25 protein-coding genes are annotated in these 23208 nt (G+C 67.2%); 24 read left to right on the top strand and 1 reads right to left on the bottom strand.

From position 1 onward, the window contains the following. Window positions 1–14 precede the first annotated feature (14 nt). Genes ABIC63_RS02595 through ABIC63_RS02560 form a run of 8 tightly spaced genes read left to right on the top strand, consistent with a single transcriptional unit; the run spans window position 15 to window position 4897 of the window. Complete coding sequence (locus ABIC63_RS02595) at window positions 15–722, top strand: phage antirepressor KilAC domain-containing protein (protein ID WP_354318586.1); 708 nt, start codon at window positions 15–17, stop codon at window positions 720–722. Continuing rightward, window positions 719–1681: a helix-turn-helix domain-containing protein gene (locus ABIC63_RS02590; RefSeq protein WP_354318585.1), complete on the top strand. Its 963-nt coding sequence runs from the start codon at window positions 719–721 to the stop codon at window positions 1679–1681. Before ABIC63_RS02595 ends, ABIC63_RS02590 begins: the two co-directional genes overlap by 4 nt. After that, the gene (locus ABIC63_RS02585; protein ID WP_354318584.1) at window positions 1674–2468 is read left to right on the top strand and encodes a hypothetical protein; all 795 of its coding nucleotides are present in this window, start codon (window positions 1674–1676) and stop codon (window positions 2466–2468) included. Before ABIC63_RS02590 ends, ABIC63_RS02585 begins: the two co-directional genes overlap by 8 nt. Beyond that, complete coding sequence (locus ABIC63_RS02580; protein WP_354318583.1) at window positions 2459–3145, top strand: hypothetical protein; 687 nt, start codon at window positions 2459–2461, stop codon at window positions 3143–3145. Before ABIC63_RS02585 ends, ABIC63_RS02580 begins: the two co-directional genes overlap by 10 nt. Further along, entirely contained in the window at window positions 3142–3594 is a 453-nt protein-coding gene (locus ABIC63_RS02575) for a hypothetical protein (protein WP_354318582.1), read from the top strand. The genes ABIC63_RS02580 and ABIC63_RS02575 overlap by 4 nt, the downstream gene beginning before the upstream one ends. Continuing rightward, complete coding sequence (locus ABIC63_RS02570; protein ID WP_354318581.1) at window positions 3588–4166, top strand: hypothetical protein; 579 nt, start codon at window positions 3588–3590, stop codon at window positions 4164–4166. Before ABIC63_RS02575 ends, ABIC63_RS02570 begins: the two co-directional genes overlap by 7 nt. Further along, window positions 4156–4413, top strand: coding sequence for a LexA family transcriptional regulator (locus ABIC63_RS02565; protein ID WP_354318580.1), 258 nt, complete (start codon window positions 4156–4158; stop codon window positions 4411–4413). The genes ABIC63_RS02570 and ABIC63_RS02565 overlap by 11 nt, the downstream gene beginning before the upstream one ends. Further along, window positions 4406–4897 (top strand): hypothetical protein, encoded by a 492-nt coding sequence (locus tag ABIC63_RS02560; RefSeq protein WP_354318579.1) that lies wholly within the window; start codon window positions 4406–4408, stop codon window positions 4895–4897. The genes ABIC63_RS02565 and ABIC63_RS02560 overlap by 8 nt, the downstream gene beginning before the upstream one ends. A gap of 11 nt (window positions 4898–4908) precedes the next feature. On the opposite strand, the gene ABIC63_RS02555 is transcribed toward ABIC63_RS02560, so the two are convergent. Further along, window positions 4909–5355: a hypothetical protein gene (locus tag ABIC63_RS02555; RefSeq protein ID WP_354318578.1), complete on the bottom strand. Its 447-nt coding sequence runs from the start codon at window positions 5353–5355 to the stop codon at window positions 4909–4911. Between the two features lie 111 nt (window positions 5356–5466). On the opposite strand from ABIC63_RS02555, the gene ABIC63_RS02550 reads away from it, so the two are divergent. From ABIC63_RS02550 to ABIC63_RS02475, 16 genes are all read left to right on the top strand, one after another. Beyond that, window positions 5467–6366 carry a terminase small subunit gene (locus ABIC63_RS02550; RefSeq protein ID WP_354318577.1) on the top strand — a complete coding sequence of 300 codons (900 nt, stop codon included), beginning with the start codon at window positions 5467–5469 and terminating at the stop codon, window positions 6364–6366. Continuing rightward, the gene (locus tag ABIC63_RS02545) at window positions 6363–7946 is read left to right on the top strand and encodes a terminase (protein WP_354318576.1); all 1584 of its coding nucleotides are present in this window, start codon (window positions 6363–6365) and stop codon (window positions 7944–7946) included. Before ABIC63_RS02550 ends, ABIC63_RS02545 begins: the two co-directional genes overlap by 4 nt. Window positions 7947–7958: 12 nt before the next feature. Beyond that, window positions 7959–10244 (top strand): portal protein, encoded by a 2286-nt coding sequence (locus tag ABIC63_RS02540; protein ID WP_354318575.1) that lies wholly within the window; start codon window positions 7959–7961, stop codon window positions 10242–10244. A gap of 637 nt (window positions 10245–10881) precedes the next feature. Further along, window positions 10882–11979, top strand: a complete 1098-nt coding sequence (locus ABIC63_RS02535; protein ID WP_354318574.1) for a hypothetical protein — start codon at window positions 10882–10884, stop codon at window positions 11977–11979. Between the two features lie 60 nt (window positions 11980–12039). Beyond that, complete coding sequence (locus ABIC63_RS02530) at window positions 12040–13335, top strand: phage capsid family protein (protein ID WP_354318573.1); 1296 nt, start codon at window positions 12040–12042, stop codon at window positions 13333–13335. A gap of 60 nt (window positions 13336–13395) precedes the next feature. Continuing rightward, window positions 13396–13875, top strand: coding sequence for a hypothetical protein (locus ABIC63_RS02525; protein WP_354318572.1), 480 nt, complete (start codon window positions 13396–13398; stop codon window positions 13873–13875). A gap of 72 nt (window positions 13876–13947) precedes the next feature. Continuing rightward, window positions 13948–14475 carry a hypothetical protein gene (locus ABIC63_RS02520; RefSeq protein ID WP_354318571.1) on the top strand — a complete coding sequence of 176 codons (528 nt, stop codon included), beginning with the start codon at window positions 13948–13950 and terminating at the stop codon, window positions 14473–14475. A gap of 1 nt (window position 14476) precedes the next feature. Further along, window positions 14477–15136 carry a phage adaptor protein gene (locus ABIC63_RS02515; protein WP_354318570.1) on the top strand — a complete coding sequence of 220 codons (660 nt, stop codon included), beginning with the start codon at window positions 14477–14479 and terminating at the stop codon, window positions 15134–15136. A 1-nt stretch (window position 15137) separates the two neighbouring features. Beyond that, entirely contained in the window at window positions 15138–16397 is a 1260-nt protein-coding gene (locus tag ABIC63_RS02510; RefSeq protein WP_354318569.1) for a hypothetical protein, read from the top strand. Window positions 16398–16470: 73 nt separating this feature from the next. Beyond that, a complete protein-coding gene (locus tag ABIC63_RS02505) occupies window positions 16471–16914 on the top strand; it encodes a hypothetical protein (protein ID WP_354318568.1) in 444 nt (147 codons plus the stop codon). 8 nt (window positions 16915–16922) lie between these two features. Then, on the top strand, window positions 16923–17360 hold the full coding sequence (locus ABIC63_RS02500) for a hypothetical protein (protein ID WP_354318567.1): 438 nt from the start codon (window positions 16923–16925) through the stop codon (window positions 17358–17360). A gap of 198 nt (window positions 17361–17558) precedes the next feature. Further along, window positions 17559–18068, top strand: coding sequence for a hypothetical protein (locus ABIC63_RS02495; RefSeq protein WP_354318566.1), 510 nt, complete (start codon window positions 17559–17561; stop codon window positions 18066–18068). Between the two features lie 3 nt (window positions 18069–18071). Continuing rightward, window positions 18072–19574 (top strand): hypothetical protein, encoded by a 1503-nt coding sequence (locus tag ABIC63_RS02490; RefSeq protein ID WP_354318565.1) that lies wholly within the window; start codon window positions 18072–18074, stop codon window positions 19572–19574. Then, a complete protein-coding gene (locus tag ABIC63_RS02485; protein ID WP_354318564.1) occupies window positions 19564–21285 on the top strand; it encodes a hypothetical protein in 1722 nt (573 codons plus the stop codon). Before ABIC63_RS02490 ends, ABIC63_RS02485 begins: the two co-directional genes overlap by 11 nt. 2 nt (window positions 21286–21287) lie before the next feature. Further along, complete coding sequence (locus ABIC63_RS02480; protein ID WP_354318563.1) at window positions 21288–22274, top strand: hypothetical protein; 987 nt, start codon at window positions 21288–21290, stop codon at window positions 22272–22274. Window positions 22275–22349: 75 nt separating this feature from the next. Beyond that, window positions 22350–23207 carry a hypothetical protein gene (locus tag ABIC63_RS02475; RefSeq protein ID WP_354318562.1) on the top strand — a complete coding sequence of 286 codons (858 nt, stop codon included), beginning with the start codon at window positions 22350–22352 and terminating at the stop codon, window positions 23205–23207. Window position 23208: the final 1 nt, after the last annotated feature.

Below are 23208 nucleotides of genomic sequence, written 5' to 3'. Positions count from 1 at the left end.
CGGCCACTCTGACCATGCTGGCGCAGAACGCGCCGCTGACCATGAGCAGCCGCGACATCGCGGAGCTGACGGGCAAACGCCACGACAACGTGATGACCGTGTGCCGCGCGCTTCGGAACGGAGGGGTGTGTCCTGAAATTCAGGAGACCCCCTGGACGAACCCGCAGAACGGGCAGGCCTACATGGAGTGCCTTCTGGCCAAGCGCGACTCGCTCGTCCTGATCGCGCGGTTGTCACCGGAATTCACGGCGCGGCTGGTCGATCGCTGGCAGGAGCTGGAGGCCCAGCATGCCCAGCAGTCGCCTGCCGTACCGCGGACGATGGCTCAGGCCCTGCGCCTGGCCGCCGAGCAGGCGGAGCAGTTGGAGCAGCAGCAGGCCGCGCTGGCGCTGGCCGCGCCGAAGGTGGCGTTCGTGGACCGCTACGTGTCTGCCACGTCGGGAGAGAAGGGATTCCGCGAGGTCTGCAAGCTGCTGCAGGCGAACGAGTACGAGTTCAGCGAGTTCCTGATCGCCGAGAAGATCATGTACCGCCTGGCCGGGAAGATGACGCCGCACGCGCCGCACCTGGACGCCGGCCGGTTCGTGGTCAGGACAGGCACCGCGCCGCGGAACGAGCACGCCTACGCGCAGGCCAAGTTCACGCCGAAGGGCATCGAGTGGGTGGCCGGCCTCTGGGGGCAGCGCCTGGCGCGCAAGGCGCAGGAGAGCGGCACGGCATGAGCACGATCGTGATGGCAGCCTGCTGGCCGCTGCAGGGCATGAGCCCATCCCAGAAGGCCGTGCTGATCTCGCTGGCAGACCAGGCGAACGACGACGGCGTGTGCTGGCCGGCGATCTCGACCATCGCGCAGCGCACCTGCCTGTCGGAGCGTGCGGTGCAGGAGGCGATCGGCTGGCTCCAGACCGTGGGCCTCGTGTTCAGGGAATACCGCTTCAACACCAGCACCAGCTACACCGTGACGCCAGCGAGCTACCGGCCCGCCGCGGCGCCGACGAAGCGCGAGCGCATGCGCAAGGGTGCGCCAAGCGCACCGGGTGCAGCTGGCGCACCCCCCGCAGATAGCGCACCCCCCGCACTTTGCGCACCAGGGGGTGCAGATGGCGCACCGGGTGGTGCAGATAGCGCACCCCACCCCCCGCAGGTGGCGCACCCCGGGGGTGCAGATGGCGCACCCAAATCATCAATGAACCGTAAAGGGAACCATCAGGGAACCGCCACTGAACCATTCCCGCCTGGCGAGCAGGCGGGCCCGACGGCCGGTGGGGAGGCTGATTCGGGCGGCGAGACAGAGCTTCAGGCCGCCTGCCGGCTGACCTGGCACGCCTACACCCAGGCCTACCTGGCCCGCTACCAGGTGAAGCCGGTCCGCAACGCCGCCGTCAACGCCAACGTCAAGACGCTGGTCAAGCGGCTGGGCCACGACGAGGCGCCGCTGGTGGCGGCTTGGTACGTCGAGCACGTGAACGAGGCGTTCGTGGTGAAGAACTCGCACGGCGTGGGCATCCTGGTGAACCAGGCCGAGAGCTTCCGCACCCAGTGGGCACGCGGTCAGGCCGTCACCGGCGCTGCCGCGCAGGCCGCCGACAAGTCGAGCGCCAACCTTGACGCGATCGAGGAGACGAAGCGCCTCCTCCGACAGCGCGCCGCTCGCGACGCAAGGGAGGGCGCCCATGCCTGAGCTCAATCACGATGACTGGCTCACCGAAGAGCTCGGCGCCACGATGGAGCTGGCCGGCCAGCAGATCCGTCCAACTGCGCTTGCGCTGCTGGTGAGCGACCTGGAGCACGTGCCAAGGCAGCTGCTGCAGGTCGCGCTGGCGCGGATCCGGGCCGAGCACAAAGGTCCCATCCTCACCGGCACGGTGCTGCAGTACGTCGACCACGCGATGGGCCGGCTACTGCCCGCCGAGGCATATGCGCTGGCGCTGGCCAGCACTGATGACCAGATCACCGTGGTCTGGAACGACGAGATCGCGGCTGCGTGGGGCGTGGCGGCGCCGCTGGCCCGCGCTGGCGACAAGTTCGGCGCGCGCCAGGCCTTCATGGAGGCCTACGGGCGGATCACAGGCGAGGCTCGGGCGCTGCGCCGCACGCCGCGGCCGCTCGTCAGCCTGGGCTACGACTTCGAAGGGCGCACGCGAGCCCTGCAGGAAGCTGAGATGGCCGGCCGCCTGCTCGGCGGCGTTGAGGCGCTCCCGGATGACGTGCGCGACCAAGTGCAGCTGCCCGGACCGCGCCAGCAGATGGCGCTGCCTGCGCCTGCGGTGGCCCTCAACGAGGCGCAAGGCATGACGCTGGCGCGACTGTCCGTGCTGCGCAACCAGATCACGAAGGGGTTCCCGCGCGCGGTGCGCCTGCAGCGCGTGCGCGTGTGGCAGGACCAGCGCCGCGTCCGGGCATTGAAGGCGGCGGCTGCCGCGAAGGTGGCCGCCTATCAGGCACAGCAGGAAACAGCATGGAAGTGAGCGACGAGATCATCGCGGGCCGCGCGCGGGCGGTGGCAGCATGGCAGGACTTGGGCATGACACGGTTGGGCATGGCCGGCTACTGCTGCATCCTGGCCTACCTGACGGCGGGGCCCGCCACCACCATCGACGTGTGGAAGGACTTTGGCCTGTCGAGCAGGCAGCACGTGCGCGAGCTGGTGAATCGGATGGGCGAGCTGGGGCTTGCGCATACCGTCGGCAGTCAGCGAACCGGCCCGGCCGGCCCCGCCTCTCCTCTGTGGCTCGCCGGCGCTGGCGAGGTCAGTCGCCTCGGTTGGGCGTGCCGAGAGAAGTTCGCCGAGCTCATGCAGCTGCGGGTGATCCTTCGCGCGATGGGGGAGCCTTCGCAAGCCAAAGCGCTGGCGCGCGAAACCGGCTCCCACGAGATGACCATCAATCAGCTGGTGCGCCTGCTCACGCGGCTTGGACTGGCGCATCTGCACTCATGGGACCCGCCCGCGCGGGCCGGCGGCAATGGTCTGCACGTTGCGTGCTGGGTCATCGGGCCGGGGCGGAGCGCCCCGCGGCCGGCGCCGCAGCCGCTCGCCGTCATCCGGCGCCGCACCCGCGCTGCACGCCGCGACAAGCGCCGGGCCATGGCGATCTCCCATGCACTTGCCGGCACTGCTGGCGCGACGATGGGAGCCGCGGCATGAAGATTCTTGGCATCGACCCAGGCGCGAACACCGGCATCGCAACGTTCGAGGGTGGGCAACTCCGGGCGCTGGACACGATCACCCCGCTGCAGCTGGAGCGCACCATTCGCGCCGCGGCGCCGGCGCGCGTGATCTACGAGGACTCGCGCCTGCAGTCGCGCGCATGGACGGCGCAGGCGAAGACCGCCAAGGGCGCGGCGCTGGCCACGGCGCGCGATCTGGGTCAGGTGGACGCCTGGTGCAGCCTCATCGACGCCATCTGTGAGGAACTGGGCATTCCAGCCCACGGCATCAGCCCGGCCGCCAAAGGGCCGAAGCGCAGTGCTGAGAACTTCGCCGCCTACACCGGCTGGACGGGCCGAAGCAATCAACACTGCCGCGACGCCGCGATGGTGGCTTGGCAGTTCAGAGGTATCGCTGCAGGTGCCGGCCGGAGGCCAGGATGCTGAGCCGCAAGCAGCCGATGAGCCGTGGAGCGCGGCAGCTCGCGAGCCGCGGCTTCAGCGGAGCGCCGTGCCGTACGTCCGCACGCGGCGGGGCAGTGCCGCCGGCGGATGCGGAGGCTGCGCGCGAACAGCGCCTGCGAGACCGCGCAGCAAGGGCAATGGCCAGTGCATGCCCGCGGTCGGCCTCGATGGTGGCCTGTGCCAGCACGCCGATGGCCGCGTGCGAGAAGGACAACGCGCTGTGCAGCGAGCCCTACCGTCGCCTCGTGGCGAGCATGCGCTGCGCCTGGTGCGGCGTGAGCGGGTTCAGCCAGCACGCGCACGAGAACATGGGCAAGGGGCTGGGCCTCAAAGTGGATGACCGGAGAGCGTTCCCTCTGTGCGGCGCCCGGCCGGGCGTCGAGGGATGCCATGTGGCGTTCGACCAGTACCGCCTGCTGCCAGGTGGCCGCGATGCGCACCGCGCCGCCGGCGCGCGTTGGGCTGCGGCGACACGGCATCAAGTTCGAAGCCAGGGCATGTGGCCGGCACGCCTGCCGATGTGGGTGGAAGGAGAGCACGAAGGTGGATGCTGAACATTCGTCCGCCGCGGCGCCACGCAAGCTCACCGCCCGCCAGGCGGCGGGCCGTCAGTTCCTGGCCGACTACCTTGCCGAGAACGACAACCTGCCCACGCTGTCGGTGATCGCCGAGCACTTTGGCTGGGCCAGCTCGAACGCTGCCAACACTCTGATCGGTGAGCTGGTCCGCGCTCAGGTACTGGAGCCGCTGCGGAAGCAGAAGGGATATCGATTCACACGCGAAGGAGACGCCCATGGCTGAGGGACGACGCAGCACCACCGCCATCGTGCTGGAGGCGGTGCAGGACCTGCATGGCCAGGAACAGATCGTGACGCGCGAGACGCTGGCAGAACTCACGGGCCTGAAGATGACAGTGATCGATGACCGGCTGGCGACGCTGGTGGACGATGGCCTGATTCTGCGCGTGCAGCGTGGGGTGTTCGTACCGGCACCGCGTCACCCAGCCGCCCGGGCGATGTCGCGCACGCTGATGCCTGATGGCATGGTGAAGATCGAGATCGGCGATCAGGTCCTGGAGCTGACCCCGCGAGAGGATCGCATGTTGGCCAACCTGCAGGCAGGTGCGGCGGCGCAGCTGGCGGCAATCGAGACGGGCAGGAACACCGCCATGATGGCGGCCGAGCTTGCTGGACAAATCAAGCGGCTGGAACGTACGGTTCGTGCGCTCCGCGAAGAAAGGACCAGAGATAGTACGCAGCTTGAGTTAGAGCCTCACCGGCCCTAGAGCAATCGACTCTATTTTCCGAAAGATTGAGAGATTTTGTCGCCCAATAAATTTTCTACCCATTCCGTGGTAATTTGATCAGGCAACACGATTGCTTCAAAAGCCTCTCCGGCGTCTGCATATTTTGCCTCAATTTCGCCCACAGAAAGAATTGAAAAGACGACGGCGTCATAATAAGAGTGGTCAGGAAACACTGCTGGCTTTCGCGTGCCCCACCTAATCTCAACGATAGGTCCGTTTGGGCCCTCCAGCATAGGCACATCGGCCCATTGCTTATTCTCAATAAGTTTTTGAGCGGCCCGACGAAATGTGGGAGCGACGATTTGCTGTATCACTCTGGCAGAAACCGCCCGGGCATTTTGCTCGTCTTGTGATTTTTTCTCTTCAGCACGCCGTGCTTCTTCGGCTGCCTGGTTCTTTTGGTCAATCGCATCTTGAATTCTATTGAGCCAGTTCACTTCTCAACTCCGACCATGTTGTGGAGAGTGCATCTTAGTGCTGGGAGCGAACGCATGCCAACGCAGTAGATCAATGGGAAACCCCTGTAGGGTTGGACTGACGCAGAGGCGGTGAGCAGACTGCCCGGCATGCCACCACGCAAGCCGGCCAAGCCGCCGGATCCCGATCCGCCGAAGAAGCCGAAACCCGAAGTAAAGAAGCCCGCAGCCAGAAAGAAGGCCGCGGGCTCTGCCGCGTCTGCCTCCTCCGCAGCCTCACGGCAAAAGCAGACCTCTTCGATGCGCCGGTGCACGCCGAAGGAGCAGCGCTTCGTCGACGAATACCTGATCGACCTCAACGGCACGCAGGCTGCGATCCGCGCTGGCTACAGCGCATCGTCAGCCCGGCAGATCGCATCGGAGAACCTGTCAAAACCTTACATCCAGCACGCGATCGCCGAAGCCCGCCGTGCGCAGCAGCAGCGCACCCGAATCACGGCCGACCGGGTCGTGCAGGAGATCGCCAACGTCGCGCTGGCTGACGCGCGCGAGCTGGTCGAGGTCCGAACGGGCTGCTGCCGCTGCTGCTACGGCGAGGGCCACAAATACCAGCGCACCGTCGGCGAAATGAACCGCGATCGGGAAGACTGGGTGGAGAAGGGCGGGAATCCAGCGGAGTTCGATGAAGCCGGCGGCATCGGCTTCAACCCCCTGCTGCTGCCGAAGGAAGGCTGTCCCATCTGCGGCGGCGATGGCATGGCGCGCACTGTCCTGAAGGACACCCGGACGCTTTCCCCGCAGGCCGCTGCGCTGTACGCCGGCGCGAAGCAGACCAAGGAGGGCATCGAAATCAAGATGCACTCTAAGGTGGAGGCGCTGGAGAAGCTGGCCAAGCACCTGGGCCTCTACGCTGAGGACAACCGGCAGCGCACGGATCCGCTGGCCAGCCTGCTGCACTCCATCGCTTCGGGCAACAGCAACGGGTTCCGGCCAGTGCAGCGCGATCCCGAACATGAGAGCGACGAGCCGTGAGCACTGTACAGGTGGTTGAGCGGCCATTGCTGCCCCTGCCGACTGACGCGCAGGAGTTGGCGCGGTGCCTGGCCGATCCGGAGTGGCGGGTGTTCTCCGGCTGCCTCTACAAGATCATGATCAAGGGGGATGACGGCGAGGACGCGATGGTCATGCCGTTCATCCCCAATCGCGCGCAGCGACGGTTCGTCCGCAGGCTCTGGCATCGCAATCTGATCCTCAAGGCCCGCCAACTGGGCTTCACCACGCTGATCGCAATCCTGTGGCTGGACCACGCGCTGTTCAACGCCGACCAGCGCTGCGGGATCATCGCGCAGGACCGTGAGGCTGCCGAAGCCATCTTCCGGGACAAGGTCCGCTTCGCCTACAACAACTTGCCAGCCGAGATCCGCGAGAGGTTCCCGCTCGCTCGTGACAGTGCGGTCGAGCTGCTGTTTGCCCACAACAACTCCAGCGTGCGCGTGGCCACGTCCATGCGGTCGGGCACGATCCACCGCCTGCACGTGTCGGAGTTCGGGAAGATCTGCGCCAAGTTCCCCGACAAAGCGCAGGAAGTCGTCACGGGCTCGATCCCGGCCGTGCCGCTGACCGGCATCCTCGTGATTGAGAGCACGGCTGAGGGGCGCGAAGGCGACTTCTTCGAGATGGTGCAGCAGGCCGAGGCGCGCCACCTCAGCAAGCTGCCGCTGACCCCGCGCGATTACCGCTTCCACTTCTACGCTTGGTGGCAGGAGCCCCGGTACCGGCTGGATTCGCGCACGGTGTCGATCAGCCGCGAGGATCACGAATACTTCGAGCTCATCGAGACGCAGATGGGTTGCCACATCGACCCGGACCAGCGTGCCTGGTACGTGGCCACGAAGCGCGCTGACTTCTCCGGCCGCGACGAAAAGATGTGGCAGGAGTACCCGTCGACGCCGGCGGAGGCCTTCCAGGTCAGCACAGAGGGCAACTACTACGCCAAGGACATGGCGGCCCTGCGCAAGCGCGGCGGCGTCTGCAAGGTGCCCATGCTGGACGTGCCCGTGAACACCTTCTGGGACATCGGCAACAGCGACGGCTGCGCGATCTGGTTCCACCAGGACTTGCGCGGGGAAGACCGATTCATCGGGTACTACGAGGCCCACGGCGAGGACCTGCGCCACTACGTCACCCAGCTGCAGGCCTTCGGCTACCTGTTCGGCACGCACTTCCTGCCGCACGACGCCGAGCACCGCCGCCTCGGCGACTTCAACCGCTCCACGCTGGAGATGCTGCAGGCCCTGCTGCCTGGCCAGCGCTTCACGGTTGTGCCGCGCATCACGGAGCTGATCACCGGCATCCAGCAGACGCGGAAGCACCTGAAGGCGGCCTACTTCGATGAGAGTCGGTGCGAGAGGGGCATCGGCCGCATCGAGGGCTACCGCAAGAAGTTCAACCGGGCCGACAACCGGTACATCGACCAGCCGGACAAGAGCAACGGCTGCAGCGAAGGCGCCGACGCGCTGCGCCAGTGGGCCCAGGCCAAGGAGCTTGGAATGCTCTCCTCGGGCGGCCAAGACAGCTACCGAGAGGCACCCGCCGGCGACTGGCGCTCATAGGAGAGGACCATCATGCAATTCCGACGCCCCCCGGCAGCCGCAGATTTCGGCGCGCCCCTCACCCCCAAAGAGTACGCAGCCATCCTGGACGAGGGCATCGACCAGCCGCCGTGGCGCCGCAATGCGGATGTCGAAGCCGATTACGTCGAAGGCAACCAGCTTTCGACCGAGCTCATGCAGCGCCTGAAGGCCCTCGGCGTGCCGCCGGCAAAGGAGAACATCATCGGCCCGGCAATTGCCGCGCTCTGTGGCTACGAGGCCAAGACGCGCACGGATTGGCGCGTCACGCCCGACGGCGATCCAGGCGGGCAGGATCTGGCCGATGCCCTGAACTATCGCCTGAACCAGGCCGAGCGGCACAGCAAGGCTGATGAGGCGATGAGCGAGGCCTTCCGTCCGCAGGCCAGCGTGGGCCTCGGCTGGGTCGAGGTGACGAAGAACAGCGACCCCTTCGGCTTTCCGTTCCGCTGCCGCTACGTCCACCGCAACGAGATCCGTTGGGACATGCGCGCCCGCGAGCGCGACCTGTCCGATGCTGCCTGGCTCGTGCGCGAGCGCTACGTGAAGAAGGCGCGTGCCCTGGCGCAGTTCCCGGCCGCTGCCGACCTGATCGAGCAGTACACGGTGGCGAACGGGCTCGGTGGCTATGGCCCGGTGATGGAGGGTGGCGATGGCACGGGCCTGATCGCCGGGCTCGACATGAACCGTGCGTGGACCACGCGCGAGCAGGCTTGGTACCGGCGTGAGTCGGACGAGGTGTGCATCGGTGAAGTCTGGTACCGCCGCTGGGTGCCAGCGCTCATCCTGCGCGTGAAGGCCAACAACCGTGTGGTCGAGTTCGATGAGCAGAATTTCGCGCACGTGATGGCGGTGGAGCAGGGCTGGGGCCGTATTGAGCGCGCGACCGTCACGCGCGTGCGTCGCAGCTACTGGATCGGGCCGGTGTGCGTGCACGACGGGCCAACGCCCCATCCGCATCCGCACTTCCCGTACGTGCCGTTCTGGGGCTACCGCGAGGACATGACGGGCGTGCCTTTCGGCCTCGTGCGCGACATGCTCTTCCCGCAGGACAACCTGAACAGCACGATGGCGAAGCTGCGCTGGGGCATGGCCGCCACGCGGGTTGAGCGCACAAAGGGCGCCGTGGCCATGACGGACGAGCAGCTGCGCCGGCAGGTGGCGCGGCCGGATGCCGACATCGTGCTGGAAGCCGACGCGATGGCGCGGCCAGGCGCCCGCTTCGAGGTGAAGCGCGACTTCCAGCTCAATGCCCAGCAGTTTCAGCTGATGCAGGATTCGCGGCTGGCGCTCGAGCGCGTGAGCAGCATCACCGCGAGCTTCAAGGGTCAGACCGGGACAGCCAACTCGGGCCTGCAGGAGCAGACGCAGGTGGAGCAGAGCCAGGTCAGCATCGCCGGCCTGATGGACAACTTCAAGCGCGGCCGCGCGATGGTCGGTGAGATGCTGCTGGCCATGCTGATTGACGACATCGGCGTCGACCAGCAAACCGTGGTCATCGAGGGCGACACGCTCAAGCCCTCCCGCACGGTGATGCTCAACGTGCAAGAACGCGACCCCGCCACAGGCGAGGTGTACCTGTCGAACGATGTTCAGCGGGCCCGCCTGCTGGTGGCGCTGGAAGATGTGCCCACGACCAGCAGCTTCCGGGCCCAGCAGCTGGCCGCGCTGACCGAGGTTGGGAAGTCGGCCCCGCCGGCGCTGCAGCAGGTGATCGTGCCTTTCATGGTCGACCTGATGGATCTGCCGCGCAAGCGGGAAGTGGTCGAGGCCGTGACCCGGGCGCTGCAGCAGGGCCAGGCCGATCCGAACGCCATTCGCGAGCAGGTAAAGACCGAGCTGATGCACGATCTGAAAGAGCGGGAGCTGGCCAACAAGGAACGGCTGACCGATGCGCAGATCCGCCAGCTCATGGCCCAGGCCGTGCAGACCGGCGTGCAGGCCGCCTTCGCGGCGATGCAGGGCGGTGCTCAGGTGGCGCAGATGCCGATGATCGCGCCGATCGCCGATGCCATCATGCAAGGGGCGGGGTATCAGCGCCCGACACCCGCTGGCGACGATCCCAACTTCCCCACGCCGGCCGTCACCGCCGCGATGAACATCAAGAGCCCGTACATCCAGGGCCAGGGCCCGGCCGAGCCCGCGGCCGCGGAAGAGGCGGCCGCAGCTGCGCCACCGGTGCACGAGAACACGAGCCCCACGTTCCCGCCACGACCGCCAGCTGATGGCACGGGGATGCGAGGGATCGAAACGGCACGGACTTCCGACAATCTGGCCTGACCCCTGTAGGGCTCGGCGCCGGGTGGTGATGGACAGAGCATCGGCTGCCCATCATCAGCCGGAAGTCCACCATGCGTTCACTTCGCCCATCCATCGCCGGGGTCCTGGCCGCCGGCCTCGCAGCAGCAGCCATCCCGACGTCGCTCATCGTTCCTTCACCGGCCAGAAGCAGCCTCGAGCCTGCCACCGCGACGAAGGTCAATGCCAGCACACCGGCACCGCTCACGACCTGGCACGCGGAGCCTTCGTTCGGGCCGTGGTGGGCGCGCCATCGCTGCAGCCGTCGCGCTGGCTACCCGGACGGTCCAGGCTGGACTGTGCGCCATGTGCAGCGCATGGCGCGCAAGCGCCGCAACCAGGCCCGTCACCGTCGCGCCCGCCGTGGGTAGCGCCGCGGCGGCCTTTACCCCCCTGTAGGGTTTCGTCGGCCGCGCCATAGCCTGCACAGTAGCGCCAAGCGTGAAGCGAAAGCAGATCGTGAAGCAGCCCGCTCGTGAGAGCCGGCGCCTCCCTCGAAAGAGCGCGAGGCATCTCCCATAGCTGGAGAGTGCACGGCGGGGCTTCGGCCCCGCCTGGCCCTCGAATGCCGTGGTGTTCTCAAACCTCATGCCGGATGGACGTCCGGACGGTGGAGCACATGACGACCGAAGCTCAGCAACTGCTGAACGCCGCTTTCGCGGGCGACCTGAACCTGGATGCGGACGCATCGCAGGGTCAAGGCGCATCCGCACCCAATCCCGCACCGGCGCCGGAGGCGCAGGCCCCTGCTGCACCTGCAGCGCCCGCAGCCGCACCTGCTGATGGTGCTGCACCCGCCGCTGCGCCCACGGCTGCCGCACCGGCTGCGGCTTCCCCTGCACCGGCCGCGGCGGCACCCAGCTCCTCGGAAGAGAAGCCGGCACCCATCGCGAGCAAGTCGGGCGACTACACCATCCCGTACGAGAAGCTCGTCGCTGCACGCGAGGAACGCGACCGGGCCCGCGCCGAGGCAGCGCAGTTGCGAGACCAGGTCGCCCAGCTGAACGCAGCCCAGGCCGCCAACCTCGGGCGAGCCCAGGGCGCAGCGCAGGCCCGTGCGGACGCTGGCCAAGCGCCGACCCAGGCCGACAAGAACGCCGCCGTGGCAGCTGCCGCAGTGGGGCAGGGCGCGGATGCGGCCCTGTTCGGCGACTTCTCCGAGGAGGGGATCGCCAAGGGCATCCGTGCGCTGACCGACCAGGCGCGCGACCAGGTCCGCGCCGAGTTGCGCGAAGAACTGTCAAAGCACGTGGCGCCGCTGCAGGAAAGCGCGGCCAAGTCCGCGGCCCAGACGCACCGCGAGGCCATCTACGGCGCCCACCCGGACGCCGACGAGGTCTACGAATCCGCCGAGTTCCGCGACTGGCTGGCCGGAAAGCCTGCCTTCCTGCGGGGCGCCATCGAAAACACGCTGAAAAGCGGCGCCGCCACGGATGTGGTCGACGTGTTCTCGGCCTTCAAGTCCGAAGCCAAGCCCGCCGCCGCGCCGGCTCCAGCAGCCCCCGCGGCCGCTGCAAGCCCCGCTGTGGCCCAGGCGAAAGCCGCGGCGCAGGCGCAGCCCATCGTGCCCAACAGCCTGTCGGATCTGACGGGCGACGGCACCACCGGCAGCGAAGGCGAACGTCTGAACAAGCTGGCCGAGGACCCGAAATCGCTGCTGACCCACATGCAGGCGCTGACACCCGCGCAGATCGAACGCGCGATGAACAGCGTCTGACCCTGAACCCGCAGGCCACCTCGTGATGAGGCTGCCCCATCCCTTCGAAGGAAGACTGCAATGACCAAGACCGCCATTGCCGCTGGCTCGTCCAATGCGCAATTCGTCCAAGCTGCCGGGCTGTTCGCGCAGTCCATGCAGCGCAACAGCACGCTCAACCGCATGGTGGGCAAGATGCCCCAGGGCGAGGCCGGCGTGGCCTCGACCGTGCGCAACCAGACCACGACCGACATGCCCATCGTCCGCACGGTGGACCTGTCGCGCGGCCGCGGCGACGAGGTGGAGTTCCACTTCGTGCAGCCCGTGAACAGCTACCCGATCATGGGCAGCGAAATGGCCGAGGGCAAGGGCGTGGGTATCTCGCTCGACAAGTCCCGGGTGCGTGTCAATCAGGCGCGCTTCCCCGTGGACCTGGGCGACACCATGACCGGCCTGCGCAGCCCGGTGGAGTTCCGTCGGCTGGGGCGCCCGATCGCCCAGAGTCTGATGGACTCCTACCAGGATCAGGCCACCCTGATGCACCTTGCCGGCGCCCGGGGCTTCAACGACACGATCGAGTGGCGCGTGCCGCTGGCCTCCCATCCGAAGTTCGCTGCCATCGCGGTGAACACGGTGAAGGCGCCCACGAAGAACCGCCACTTCATCGCCGACTCCGGCACCGTGAAGCCCTTCACGATCAACGCGGGCGAGGTGGACCTGCAGACCACGGACATGCTCACCATGGACGTGGTGGATGCCGTGCGCACCATGATCGAGTCGATCGCGCTGCCTCCCCCGGCCGTGAAGATTCCCGGCGACGTGGTGGCCGACGACTCGCCGCTGCGCATCATGCTGGTGTCGCCCGCGCAGTACCACAAGTTCGCGCAGGACCCCAGCTTCCGCCAGTTCCAGGCGAACGCGCTGGCGCGGGCTTCGAAGGCCCAACAGCACCCGCTCTTCCTGGGCGAGGTGGGCCTGTGGAACGGCATCCTGATCTGCAAGATGCCGAAGCCGATCCGCTTCTACGCGGGCGACACGATCAACTACGCCGCCAGCAACACCAGCGAGGCGGAGAGCCAGGTCGTGGTGCCCGCGTCGTTCGGAACCACCTTCGCGGTCGATCGTGCGCTGCTGCTGGGCGGCCAGGCGCTGGCGCAGGCCTTCGCGGCCGCGAAGGGCGACCAAGGCGGCATGCCGTTCTTCTGGAGCGAGAAGGACTTCGACCACGGCGACAAGATGGAGCTGCTGATCGGCGCCATCATGGGCCTGTCCAAGGTGCGCTGGCTCGTGGATCAAGGCGGCGGTGTCATGCACTACACCGACCACGGCGTGATCGCCGTGGACACCGCGGTGCCCATCATCGCGGCCCGCTCGTAATCGCCCCCACCGCCCCGATCCGCTCGGGGCGGGACCGTAGCCCAATCTCTGGAGAAGTCCATGGCCACCATCACGCGCAAGACCATGCCCCACCGCAACAACCTGGGCTCCACGCCCTGGGGCAACCTCAACGCACTGCTTTATGTCCTGACCACCAACGCGGCCGGCGCGCTGGAGAACAGCGATTCCGCCGCTGCCATCGCCTCGGGCGACAAGGTCCGCGTCGGCGTCATCCCGGCCGGTACCCTGCTGTACGACAGCCAGGTGATCGTCTCGACGCCGATGAGCGCCAACGTGACGCTCAGCGTCGGCTTCGAGTATGTGGACGGTGTCGACAGTTCCATCGTCCCGCAGTCGGCGACCTACTTCGGTACCGCGCTCGCTGCGTCTGCTGCCGCGCGTCTGCGCAACGCCACGGCCAACGCGCCGGTGACGCTGCCCAAGGACGCCTACCTGATCCTCACCACCGGCGGCGCGGCGAATGCGAAGGCATCGCGGGTCGACGTGGTGCTGGAAGGCATCAGCGAAGGCGTCGCCTGACGCGGGCGCAGCGCGCCTGTTCGCAACCCAACAGGCCGGCTCTGACCGGCCTGTTTTCCTCAAGGATCTCTCATGTCGACCGACTTCGACCGCGTGCAGTACAACGGCCGCAAGCCGTACCCGGACCCTCTGCTCAACGCCACGTGGGCGCCGGGCCAGATCCGGTTCGTGCCGGCCAGGATCGCGACCAAGCTGCTGAGGTTCGCCGAGTTCGACCGCGTGACCGTGGCGGCTGCTTCTGCCGAATCCTCCGCCAGTGCCACTCTCGCGTCCACCGAGGGTGCTGCCGGCGCCCAAGGGACTGAAGGGCAGAGCAGCGCGACCGGGGAAGCGGCCTCCGGCGACACGTCGAGCACGCCCAACGACACGGCCAACCAGGCCGCGCTGGAAGAAGCGCAGGCCCGGGAGAACGAGGCGCGCCGCCAGGCGGAAGCGCAGCGTCAGGAGCTGGAGCAGATGCTGGCCTCGATCGGCACCTGGGACAAGGATGCGCTGGCCGACTACGCCGAAAAGTACGAGCTGAAGCTGGACAAGCGCAAGGCCGTGCAGGCGCTTCGCGAACAGGTGAGCACGGCCGTCGAGCAGTTCGGGGTGCGCTGACGTGACGCTGGCCGAGCTCATCGCATCGTTCCGGCAGGATGCTGGCGACAAGGCGGAGCCCTACCTTTGGGCGGACGACCTGGTCAAGGGCTGGCTGAATGAGGCGCAGCAGGAAGCGGCCGTGCGCCGGCGCCTGCTGTACGGCTCGGCTCCCGCGATCAACGTCACCACTGCCGCCGGGCGCACCTACCCGTTCACGGGCCTGTTCGAGGTGACCCACGCCACGCTGCAGGTGTCCGACCTGTCGGCGCCCGCCTCAGAGCTTGGAATCGTCTCGCGCGATGGCATGGACCGGTTCGACGCCGGCTGGCGGACACGGCCGGGCGTGCCCGCGCGCCTGATCGTGGAGGACACGCAGGTGGTGCTCGGCGGCGCCGTCGAGCGCGACTACACGCTGACGCTGGAGGGCTACCGCCTGCCGGCCGCCGTCCTTTCCGCCGGCGCCGACACGCCGGAGATCGCGCCGGTACATCACCGCTTCCTCGTGCACTGGGCGCTCCATCGCGCCTACAGCAACCAGGACGCCGACACCTTCGACGCGGCACGCGCGGCGCGCGAAGAGGTGGCCTTCACTGCCTACTTCGGCAGCAGGCCGGATGCGGATCTGCGCAAGGATGCGCGCGCGGACATGGACCATCACACCGAGGCGTTCTGGCTCTGACATGCGGGACTTCAATCTCGGAAGCATCGCGCCAGGCCTGAACAACCGGCTGGATCTTGCGCGCCTCGGCGTCTCGGACAAGGCCGGGCGGCGCACGTTCCTGCACGCTGCCCAGAACGTCGACCTCTCCGCACAGGGCTTCGCAAAGCGGCGGCGCGGCCAGACCGTGGCGGTCGAAGCCGCCTCTGCACATTCGATCTGGGCGGACCCTTCGGGGGCATTCGGGTTGGCAGTGCTGGACGGGGCCTTGACGCGGCTGGATCCGGAGGGCTCCGGGCTGCGCGCGACGATCGTGCGCGGGGGCATGGCATCGGCCCCGGTCTCGTACTCATCGGGGGCAGACGGGGCCGTCTACTGGACCAACCAGCACGAGGTGCGGCGGCTCATCGGCGCCAGCGATCTGCCGGTTGCCACCGACGGCCTGAGCAGTGCCCCTGCTCTGCAGCTCACGGCCGGTGCGCTGCGAGCGGGGCTCTACCTCTACGCCTTCACCGTCCAAGGCGATGCCGGCGAGTCGGCAGCGACGGTCATCCAGCAGATCAGCGTGCCCGCCGCCGGCGGGCTTGTGCTGGATGCGCCAGGCCTGGCAGGGCGTTCGGTGAACCTCTACCTTTCCGGGCCCGACGGTGATGTGCTTTCGCTGGTGCAGACCTCCAGCGCAGGGGCCTTCCTCGTGGTGGCACCGACGGAGGGCGGAAAGCGGCTGCGGACGGGCCAGACGGCGAGTATGCCGCCGGGATCCATCGTGCGGCACTTCAAGGGCCGCATGCTCGTGGCAGCGGGAGCGGTCCTGTACTTCTCCCGGCCCTACAACTACGGGTTGTATGACGCCGCCAGCGGATTCATCCCCTTCCCCGCGCCCATCTCGGTCGTCCAGCCCGTCGAGAGCGCCGCAGGCGGCGGGATCTACATCGCCGCCGACAAGACCTACTGGCTTCCCGATCTGTCCGGAGGCGCATTGGTGCCGGTGCTTCCGTTCGGCGGCATTCCGGGGTCAGGCGGGACCTCCCCGGACCAACTGACCGCCTTCTGGGGCAGTCCGCAAGGGCTCGTGGTGGGCGACGGTTCGGGTGCCGTCAAGACGCCCCAGCAGGATGCGATGTTCTTCGGCCCGGCGGCATATGGCGCCTCTTTGCATCGTGAGCAGGACGGAAACCTGCACGTCGTCACGTCACGTCTTGGCTCGGGCGCATCGATGGCTCGCGCGACGTCTTTCATCGAAGCGGAGCTCGTCCGCAAGGAGCAATCCAGTGACCTCTGAAAACCACCCCGCGCTGGCTCGAGCGGGATTTACGTACCGCACGCAGCTTTGCCGGCCGGCCAAGAGCGGGCGCATGCGGATCATCGACCTGGACGAGGTGCACAACCTCATTCCGGTCGAGGGCCTCAACTACCTGGTAGGGGCCGCATTCGCTGGCGCGACTGCCAGCGCGGACTGGTACCTGGGGATCTATGCCGGCAACTACACACCCACGAGCGACGTGAGTGCATCCAACGTGGCGACGCTGGCCTCCGAGTTCACCGGCTACAGCGCGGCCACCCGCGTGCATTGGACGCCGGGCGCTGTGGCTGCCGGCCTGGCCGACAACTCGGCCGCGAAGGCTAGCTTCACGTTCACGGCGGCCAGCACGCTCTACGGGGCATTTCTGGTCTCCGCGGCCGCGAAGGGCGCGACCACAGGCCGCCTGGGCTCGATCGCGCGGTTCACGACACCCAAGCAGCCGGCCATCGGCGACGTGCTGACCGTCGTCGCTGGCATCGCAATCACTTCTGACTGAGGCTCCACATGACCACGAAAATTTCCACCGGCCTGGCCGCTGCCATCCTCAGCGGCGGATCCGTGAAGTCGGCACTGTCGGGCGGCATCATCCGGATCTACGGCGGTTCGGCGCCGGCCGGAGCCGATGACGCCGCCACCGGCACGCTGTTGGTGACCGTGAGCTTGAACGGCGACGGCTCCGGTCTGGAGCTCGACGACGCGGTCGGGCAGACCATGAGCAAGCCCAGTGGCGACATGTGGGGCGGCGTTGTCGTGGCCACAGGCACCGCGACGCACTTTCGCTGGGTCCGGCCGGACGACACCGGTGCAGCTTCGAGCACGGCCGTGCGGCTCCAAGGCTCGTGCGGCACGGCAGGTGCGCAGCTCAACATGAGCAGCGTCAACCTGGTGCTGAATGCCGTTCAGACCATCGACTCCGGCGCCATCACGATGCCGATGGCGTAGCGTCGAGATGGCACTCGCAATTCATGTCCGCGACGACTTTGTGGGGGCCGCGAACACGCCCATTCAAGGTCGAGTGCCCAACGTCGTAGAGGGGCTGGGCACGCCGCCCGCTTGGGTCTCCGAAGCGGGGGCAAGTTCGACCTATGGCTTGGTCCTCAACGGAGCAGGTCAGGCTGAGGCTCGATCCGAGGGGTTCTGATGGCCTATCCGCAGACCTCCTCTTCCTTCGACCACACGTTGACGCTGGAGCTGCCCTCGGCAGCGCCCCTGACGCTCGAGGTCCGGGCCCAGTTCCAAGTAGCGAGCATTGGTCAGGATGGGCTCGCGTTGAGCATCCAGAACGGTGCTGAATATGTGCAGGTCCGGCTCAGCCCTGGTGCTTCAAACGTACGGCGCCGTTGCTCCTACGACGGCGGCGGATCCGTCAGCACGCCGGCGCCAAATGCGGGCACTCAGCCGTTCACGCTTCGCATCACCTGGGACGAGACCGGAGCGCGCTGCCTTTACGAGCCAGACAGCGGAAGCGCCTTCACCATTGACCTCCCTGCCGCGCCGTTGGAAGCGACCTCGACCGTGTTCTCGCTCCAGTGCTATGCCGTGCCCGCAGGTGGTGTGTCCATGCTCGTCGACTATGTCGACATTGGCCAGGAGGAAGGCTCTGCCTCTGAGTTCTGGACAAGCGTGATTGGCGCCGTCGAGGTGGTGTGAGAGATGCCGCAGCTTCCCAAATTCCGCAATGGCTACACGAGCGACGGCGCGCACTTGGCCCGGATGATGGGCGGGCCCACGCCGGTGTTGACGCGGCGCCGTGGCGACGCCCTCGTGCGCCGGGTCGGAGACTTCATCGACGTCGTCAGGACGGGCGGACCGCTGCAGGCGTTCGCGCTCGGCAACATCGGAGACGTGCCCACCATTGTGGCCTCCGATACGGGAAGGGGCCGCTTCTCGCGCCGTGGGCCTGCGCCAGAGGATGGCGGCTTTGTCACCTCTGAGCTTGCGTATTTCGGCCGCCAGTACGGAATTGCCGCGCGGTCAAAGGCCGCGGGCACCCATGTCTTTGAGAACCCCGCCTTCGGTTCTTACACCGTGATCGACACGGCGATCGAGCGCACGCGCGACGGCCGGCGCTTCTCCGACTACTACACCTATGTCCAGGCGAGCCCGGCAGGCTATCTGACCGCATCGACCCAGGTGCCTGGCGGCTATCGGCCCACCGCGGCAGGTCCGGCCTTCTACGCAGGGGCTGCATGGACCGCGATCGGCGAGGACGAGCCGCTGCCGGTGTACCTGCACGATGACGGGCGCGGCACCTTCACCACCGGCGCCGCGCTCTATGCGCCGGGCCACCGGCCCCACGGACACGACCTGATGACGCTGGCCCCCGGTCAGCTGCTGCGCGTGGACCGGTACCTGCGCGCTCTCGATTCGGCCGATGAAGCATGCCCGGGACTCGTTTTCACCAGCAGCCGAGATGGTGGGCTGACGTGGCAGCAGGTCGAGCACAACGACTTCTGCGTCGGCGAACTGGCGGCGCTGCGCGCACTGACGGTCAGCGCTGGGTTCGACATCGGCGCCGCGTACGCATCCTTCTGGGCCGCCCCGATCAGCGGCACGAAGGCGGTGATGGTCGGTGTCGTGCCCTACGCGATCGGCACCACGGCCGAGGCCTATGAGGTGCGCTGGAAGCTGAAGGTCGGGAGCATCGATCTGAGCGACGGCGTTCGAATCGGCGCGTCTGTGGAGCTTGCCGATGGGCCTGTCCGCTCGGCGACGGTATGGCGTGAGAGCCTTTCGATGGTGGCCATGAAAGGCGCGGCGCTGGTCAGCTATTCGCCCGTGACCGGTGGCTTGGACGAATGGCTGCGGCCCCAGAAGGCCTACACCTCGGACGGCGCCGGCTTGACGTTCGTCGCAGAGCTGCCCCAGCCCACGTATCGGACCGGTGTCATCACGGGATGGGACAGGGACACGCTGATCTGTCCCTTCTACGACGGGGAACACTCGCTGTACGCGAGCGATGACCTTGGGGAGACGTGGCGCCGGTGGGCCACCATCGCCAAGGGCGCGCCGGCGCCTGATCCTGCCGTTGAGCAGTACGTGCTCGGCGACTTCTCGAGGATTACGCTGCTCCAGCGCGACGGGCGACCGGCGCCAGCGTTCCCAATGACGCCCTGGGTGACGGACTGCCGCATCGAGGCCCCCAATGAGCAATGACCTCCTGAAGACTTCCACCCGCGTGCTGCGAGCGACGCAGATCCTGCTGCAGCCCGCGGTGGCCGGCCGCGCCGCATACACGAGCGTGGAGACGCGGACCGTGTGCCGATGGGTGGCCACCGGCGGCACCGTGATCCTCAACAGCGACGGCACCTCCAACAGCAGCAGTCCCTCGTCGCTCTCGTATACGCCTGGCCAGTACGTGTGCAGTGAGCAGCAGGTCCTCGTGCAGCATGCTGCTGTGCCCGCCAGCGAAGCCATCTACGGCACGGGGTATGAGTACGTCGTCGATCCCAACGTCGGCTGGAATGCTGGCGGACGGTCGATTGCCTTCATCGACGGTGACGGGTTCGTTCAGTTCAAGGTGGCGGCGTCGGTCTCTGGCGTGATCGCGGGCCTGTGCTCTTCGCCGGCGCCGGCCGACTACCCCGGCATCAACATCGATCATGCGTTCTATCTCACGCGCGGGACCGCGCGTGTGATGGAGGCCGGGATTCTGAAGGCCGTCGTCGGCTACTACCAGAGCGGAACCGTCTTCAAGATCGCGCGTGAGGAGGGCGTCGTCCGGTACTTGATCGACGAGAGCGAGGTCTACGTCTCGCCGACGCCGTCCAGTGGCGTCGCCTGGCTTGAGGCGTCACTGTATGCCGCCGGCGATCGTGTGCAGGATCCATCGATCGTTGCCGCCTCGCTGGACACGAGCGACCAGAATGCCACCTTCGACATTTCACTGCCGCCCCTGGCGCTGATACTGGCAGAGCATCTCTATGCGGCCCTCAGCGTCGTCGTGCCCCTGCAGATCCAGTTGGCCTCACAGCCTCTGCAGCCCTCCTGGGCTTCGTTCAACGTTCAGTGCCCCTTGTCTCTGTTCACCGCTCACGCGCTGACGGGGGAGGTCGCGCAATTGGCGCTGGAGCTGCGGCCCCTGGCCACGCTCTTCGCGGACCATCCCTATGCGGAGGCGGTCCTGCAGCTGCCCGCGCTGGAGGTGACGCTGAATGCGTGGGAAGGAAACAGCCGGGCTTCGATGTTGTCGCTGGGTGGCGCAGAAAGCCGCCTGACCGGCACTGCGGTTCTCGCGGTCATCGTCAACAGCGCTGGGCATGTTTGGGCAGCGGTGCAGGCGCATGTGCTGCTTGATGCCGCCATCCTGGGCGCGGCCACGGCCGGCGATAGCTTCGCCGCGCAGCAGGTCTTCGAAGCGGTCATTCGATCCTACGCACGCAGTGGAGCAGCCATCACAGTTCCGGGCGATGGCGACCTGGTCTTCGTCGTCAACCTGGACAGCGGCAGCACGACCGAATACACCGGGTATGGCTTCAACAGCTTCGCGCGGATCGGCGGCGTGCACTACGGCGCACGGGCAGGGGGCCTTTTCGCCCTCGACGGGGATACGGACGACGGCCTGCCCATTCGCGCTGCCCTCGGTCTTGGAACGCTGGACTTCGGCAACCAGCAGCAGAAGAGCGTCGAGGCCTGCTATCTCGGCGTGTCGTCGGCAGGGAGGCTCTTCCTGAAGGTGATCACCGGCGACGGTGCCTACACCTATGCCGCGCGCAGCAGCGACCCGGCGCTGCGGCAGCAGCGGGTGACGCCCGGAAAGGGCTTGCGCTTCAACTATGCGACCTTCGAGCTCTACAACGAGGAGGGCGCGGACTTCGAACTCGACACCGTGATGTTCAAGGTGGTCGACCTCGCGAGAAGGATCTGAAAATGGCAGTGACCTACAACGGCTCCTCTGTTGCCGCCGCCTTCACGGCCGGCGTCATCAATGACATGTGGAAGGAGGCCGCGGACAAATACGCCGAGGTTTCGACCTGGGCCAACACCGCCATCGGGATGGGCCAATCGGTGCCCACGGTGCAGACGGCGGCTGTGCCGGATCTGGCTCTGCCGGAGGTGCCGACGATCTCCCTGGACGACGCGAGCGATCAAGAGGCCCTGTATTCGTCATCGAAGGAAGAGATCCTGGCCATGATGCGGGACTCTTTCGGGTCGATCATCAGCACATATTTCCCGCGCTTCGCCCTCTACGACGAAATGCTCGACTGGTGCGATCGGGCGGTGCGAGACGGAGGCTCGGGAATCAAGGTCGCGGTGGAGGTGGCGCTTTGGGAGCGTGATCGATCCCGCATAGCCGCCGAGATGCTGCGCGCCGAGGAAGAGTCCGTGGCCAGTTGGGCAGATCGTGGCTTCCCGCTTCCGTCGGGCCCTTTGGCGGCCCAGGTCCAGCAGGTGCGGCTCGCCGCCGCTGGGCAGCTTGCCGCCCAAAGTCGCGACATCGCGATCAAGCAGTTCGAGGCCGAACTCGAGAACGTGCGCTTCGCGGTGCGGACGGTCATCGACCAGCGTCAGGCGGCCATGGACTCGGCGCTGCGCTACATGACAGCGCTGGCCCAGGCGCCGGACATCGCTGTGCGCCTGGCCACCGGCCTGGCCGACCTCCGCACCCGCGGTGCCCAGGCGCTGGTTGCCTTCTACTCCGCTCAGGTCGCCGCGCTGGATCCGCGCATTCGTCTCGCACTGGGGAATGCAGAGCTGGCGGCAAAGGTCGGCCAGGCCAACCAGTCAGCCGTCCTCACGTCGATCGAGGAAAAGGTGAAGGCCGCCCTCGCTGCCTTGCAGGCGGCGGCCTCGATGGCCTCAGCCGGCATCAACGCGATCAACGCCCAGGCGAGCTACAGCGGCCAGGACGACTGATCCCCCCTCTAGGGTTCGACGGCAGCGTGAGCCGTCAGAAGAATGGGCCGCAACTCAATCTCCCGAGGTGCGCCCATGGCTTCCATCGAAATCCCCGTTCCCGGCCAGCCCGGCCGCACGCGCGCGCAGCTGCCGGTGGTGCTCCTCGACCCGGCCACGGGGGAGGCCATCGGCACCGCAACCCCGCTGCCTGTGTCCCTGGTCGGCGGCTCGGCTGGTGTCGACCGGGAGGTGGTGCTGACCACGTATGTGGTGAAGACCGCGTTTGCCGGCGCCTCGGTGGGCGACACCATCACCTGCGTGAGGGTACTCAACGTCAGCACGTCGACTCCGACGACCGATGCATCAATCTGGCGCAACGATTCGACCAATACTGATTTGGGGGCAGCTCCCTCGGCGGCCAACCTCACCTTGGTAGGGGCCGGTGGGGCAACGGAGACCACTCTGGCTGCGCTGAACACGGCATTTGGCAAGCAAGACGATGCCGTTGCCGCCAGCGACACTGGCACGTTCTCGTTCATGTCCTTCTTCAAGCGGCTTGTGCAACAAGTCGTTGTGCTGGTTGGTAAGTTCCCTGCTTCGTTGGGAGCGAAGACCGCAGCCACGTCGCTCAGCGTTACGCCGGCCTCGGACGCCAACGTCGGCCGTGAGCTTTACACGGTCACTTCCATCTCCGTATCGACGCCCGCGGCTGGAGGTTCGGGTTTTGCGACCTTCCCCGCGCAAGCGTGCACAGCGCTGGAAATCATCAACACTCGCTCGGATGCGGTTGACATCGAATACAACCGCGGCTCCGGCCCGAGCGTGCCAATCCCCGCTGGCTACACGCGCCTGATCGACGGCATCACCAATGCCAGCCAGATTGGCGTTCGCCGCCGTGATCAAGTCGCAACGGCGGTGACGGTCATTGCGGAAGCTCGCGCGGTGGCCTGAC

This window comes from Pseudacidovorax sp. 1753, from assembly GCF_040544975.1.
Taxonomy (GTDB): domain Bacteria; phylum Pseudomonadota; class Gammaproteobacteria; order Burkholderiales; family Burkholderiaceae_C; genus Xenophilus.
Note: the sequence above shows the minus strand (reverse complement) of the source record. Positions and strands in the feature narration are given on the sequence as shown.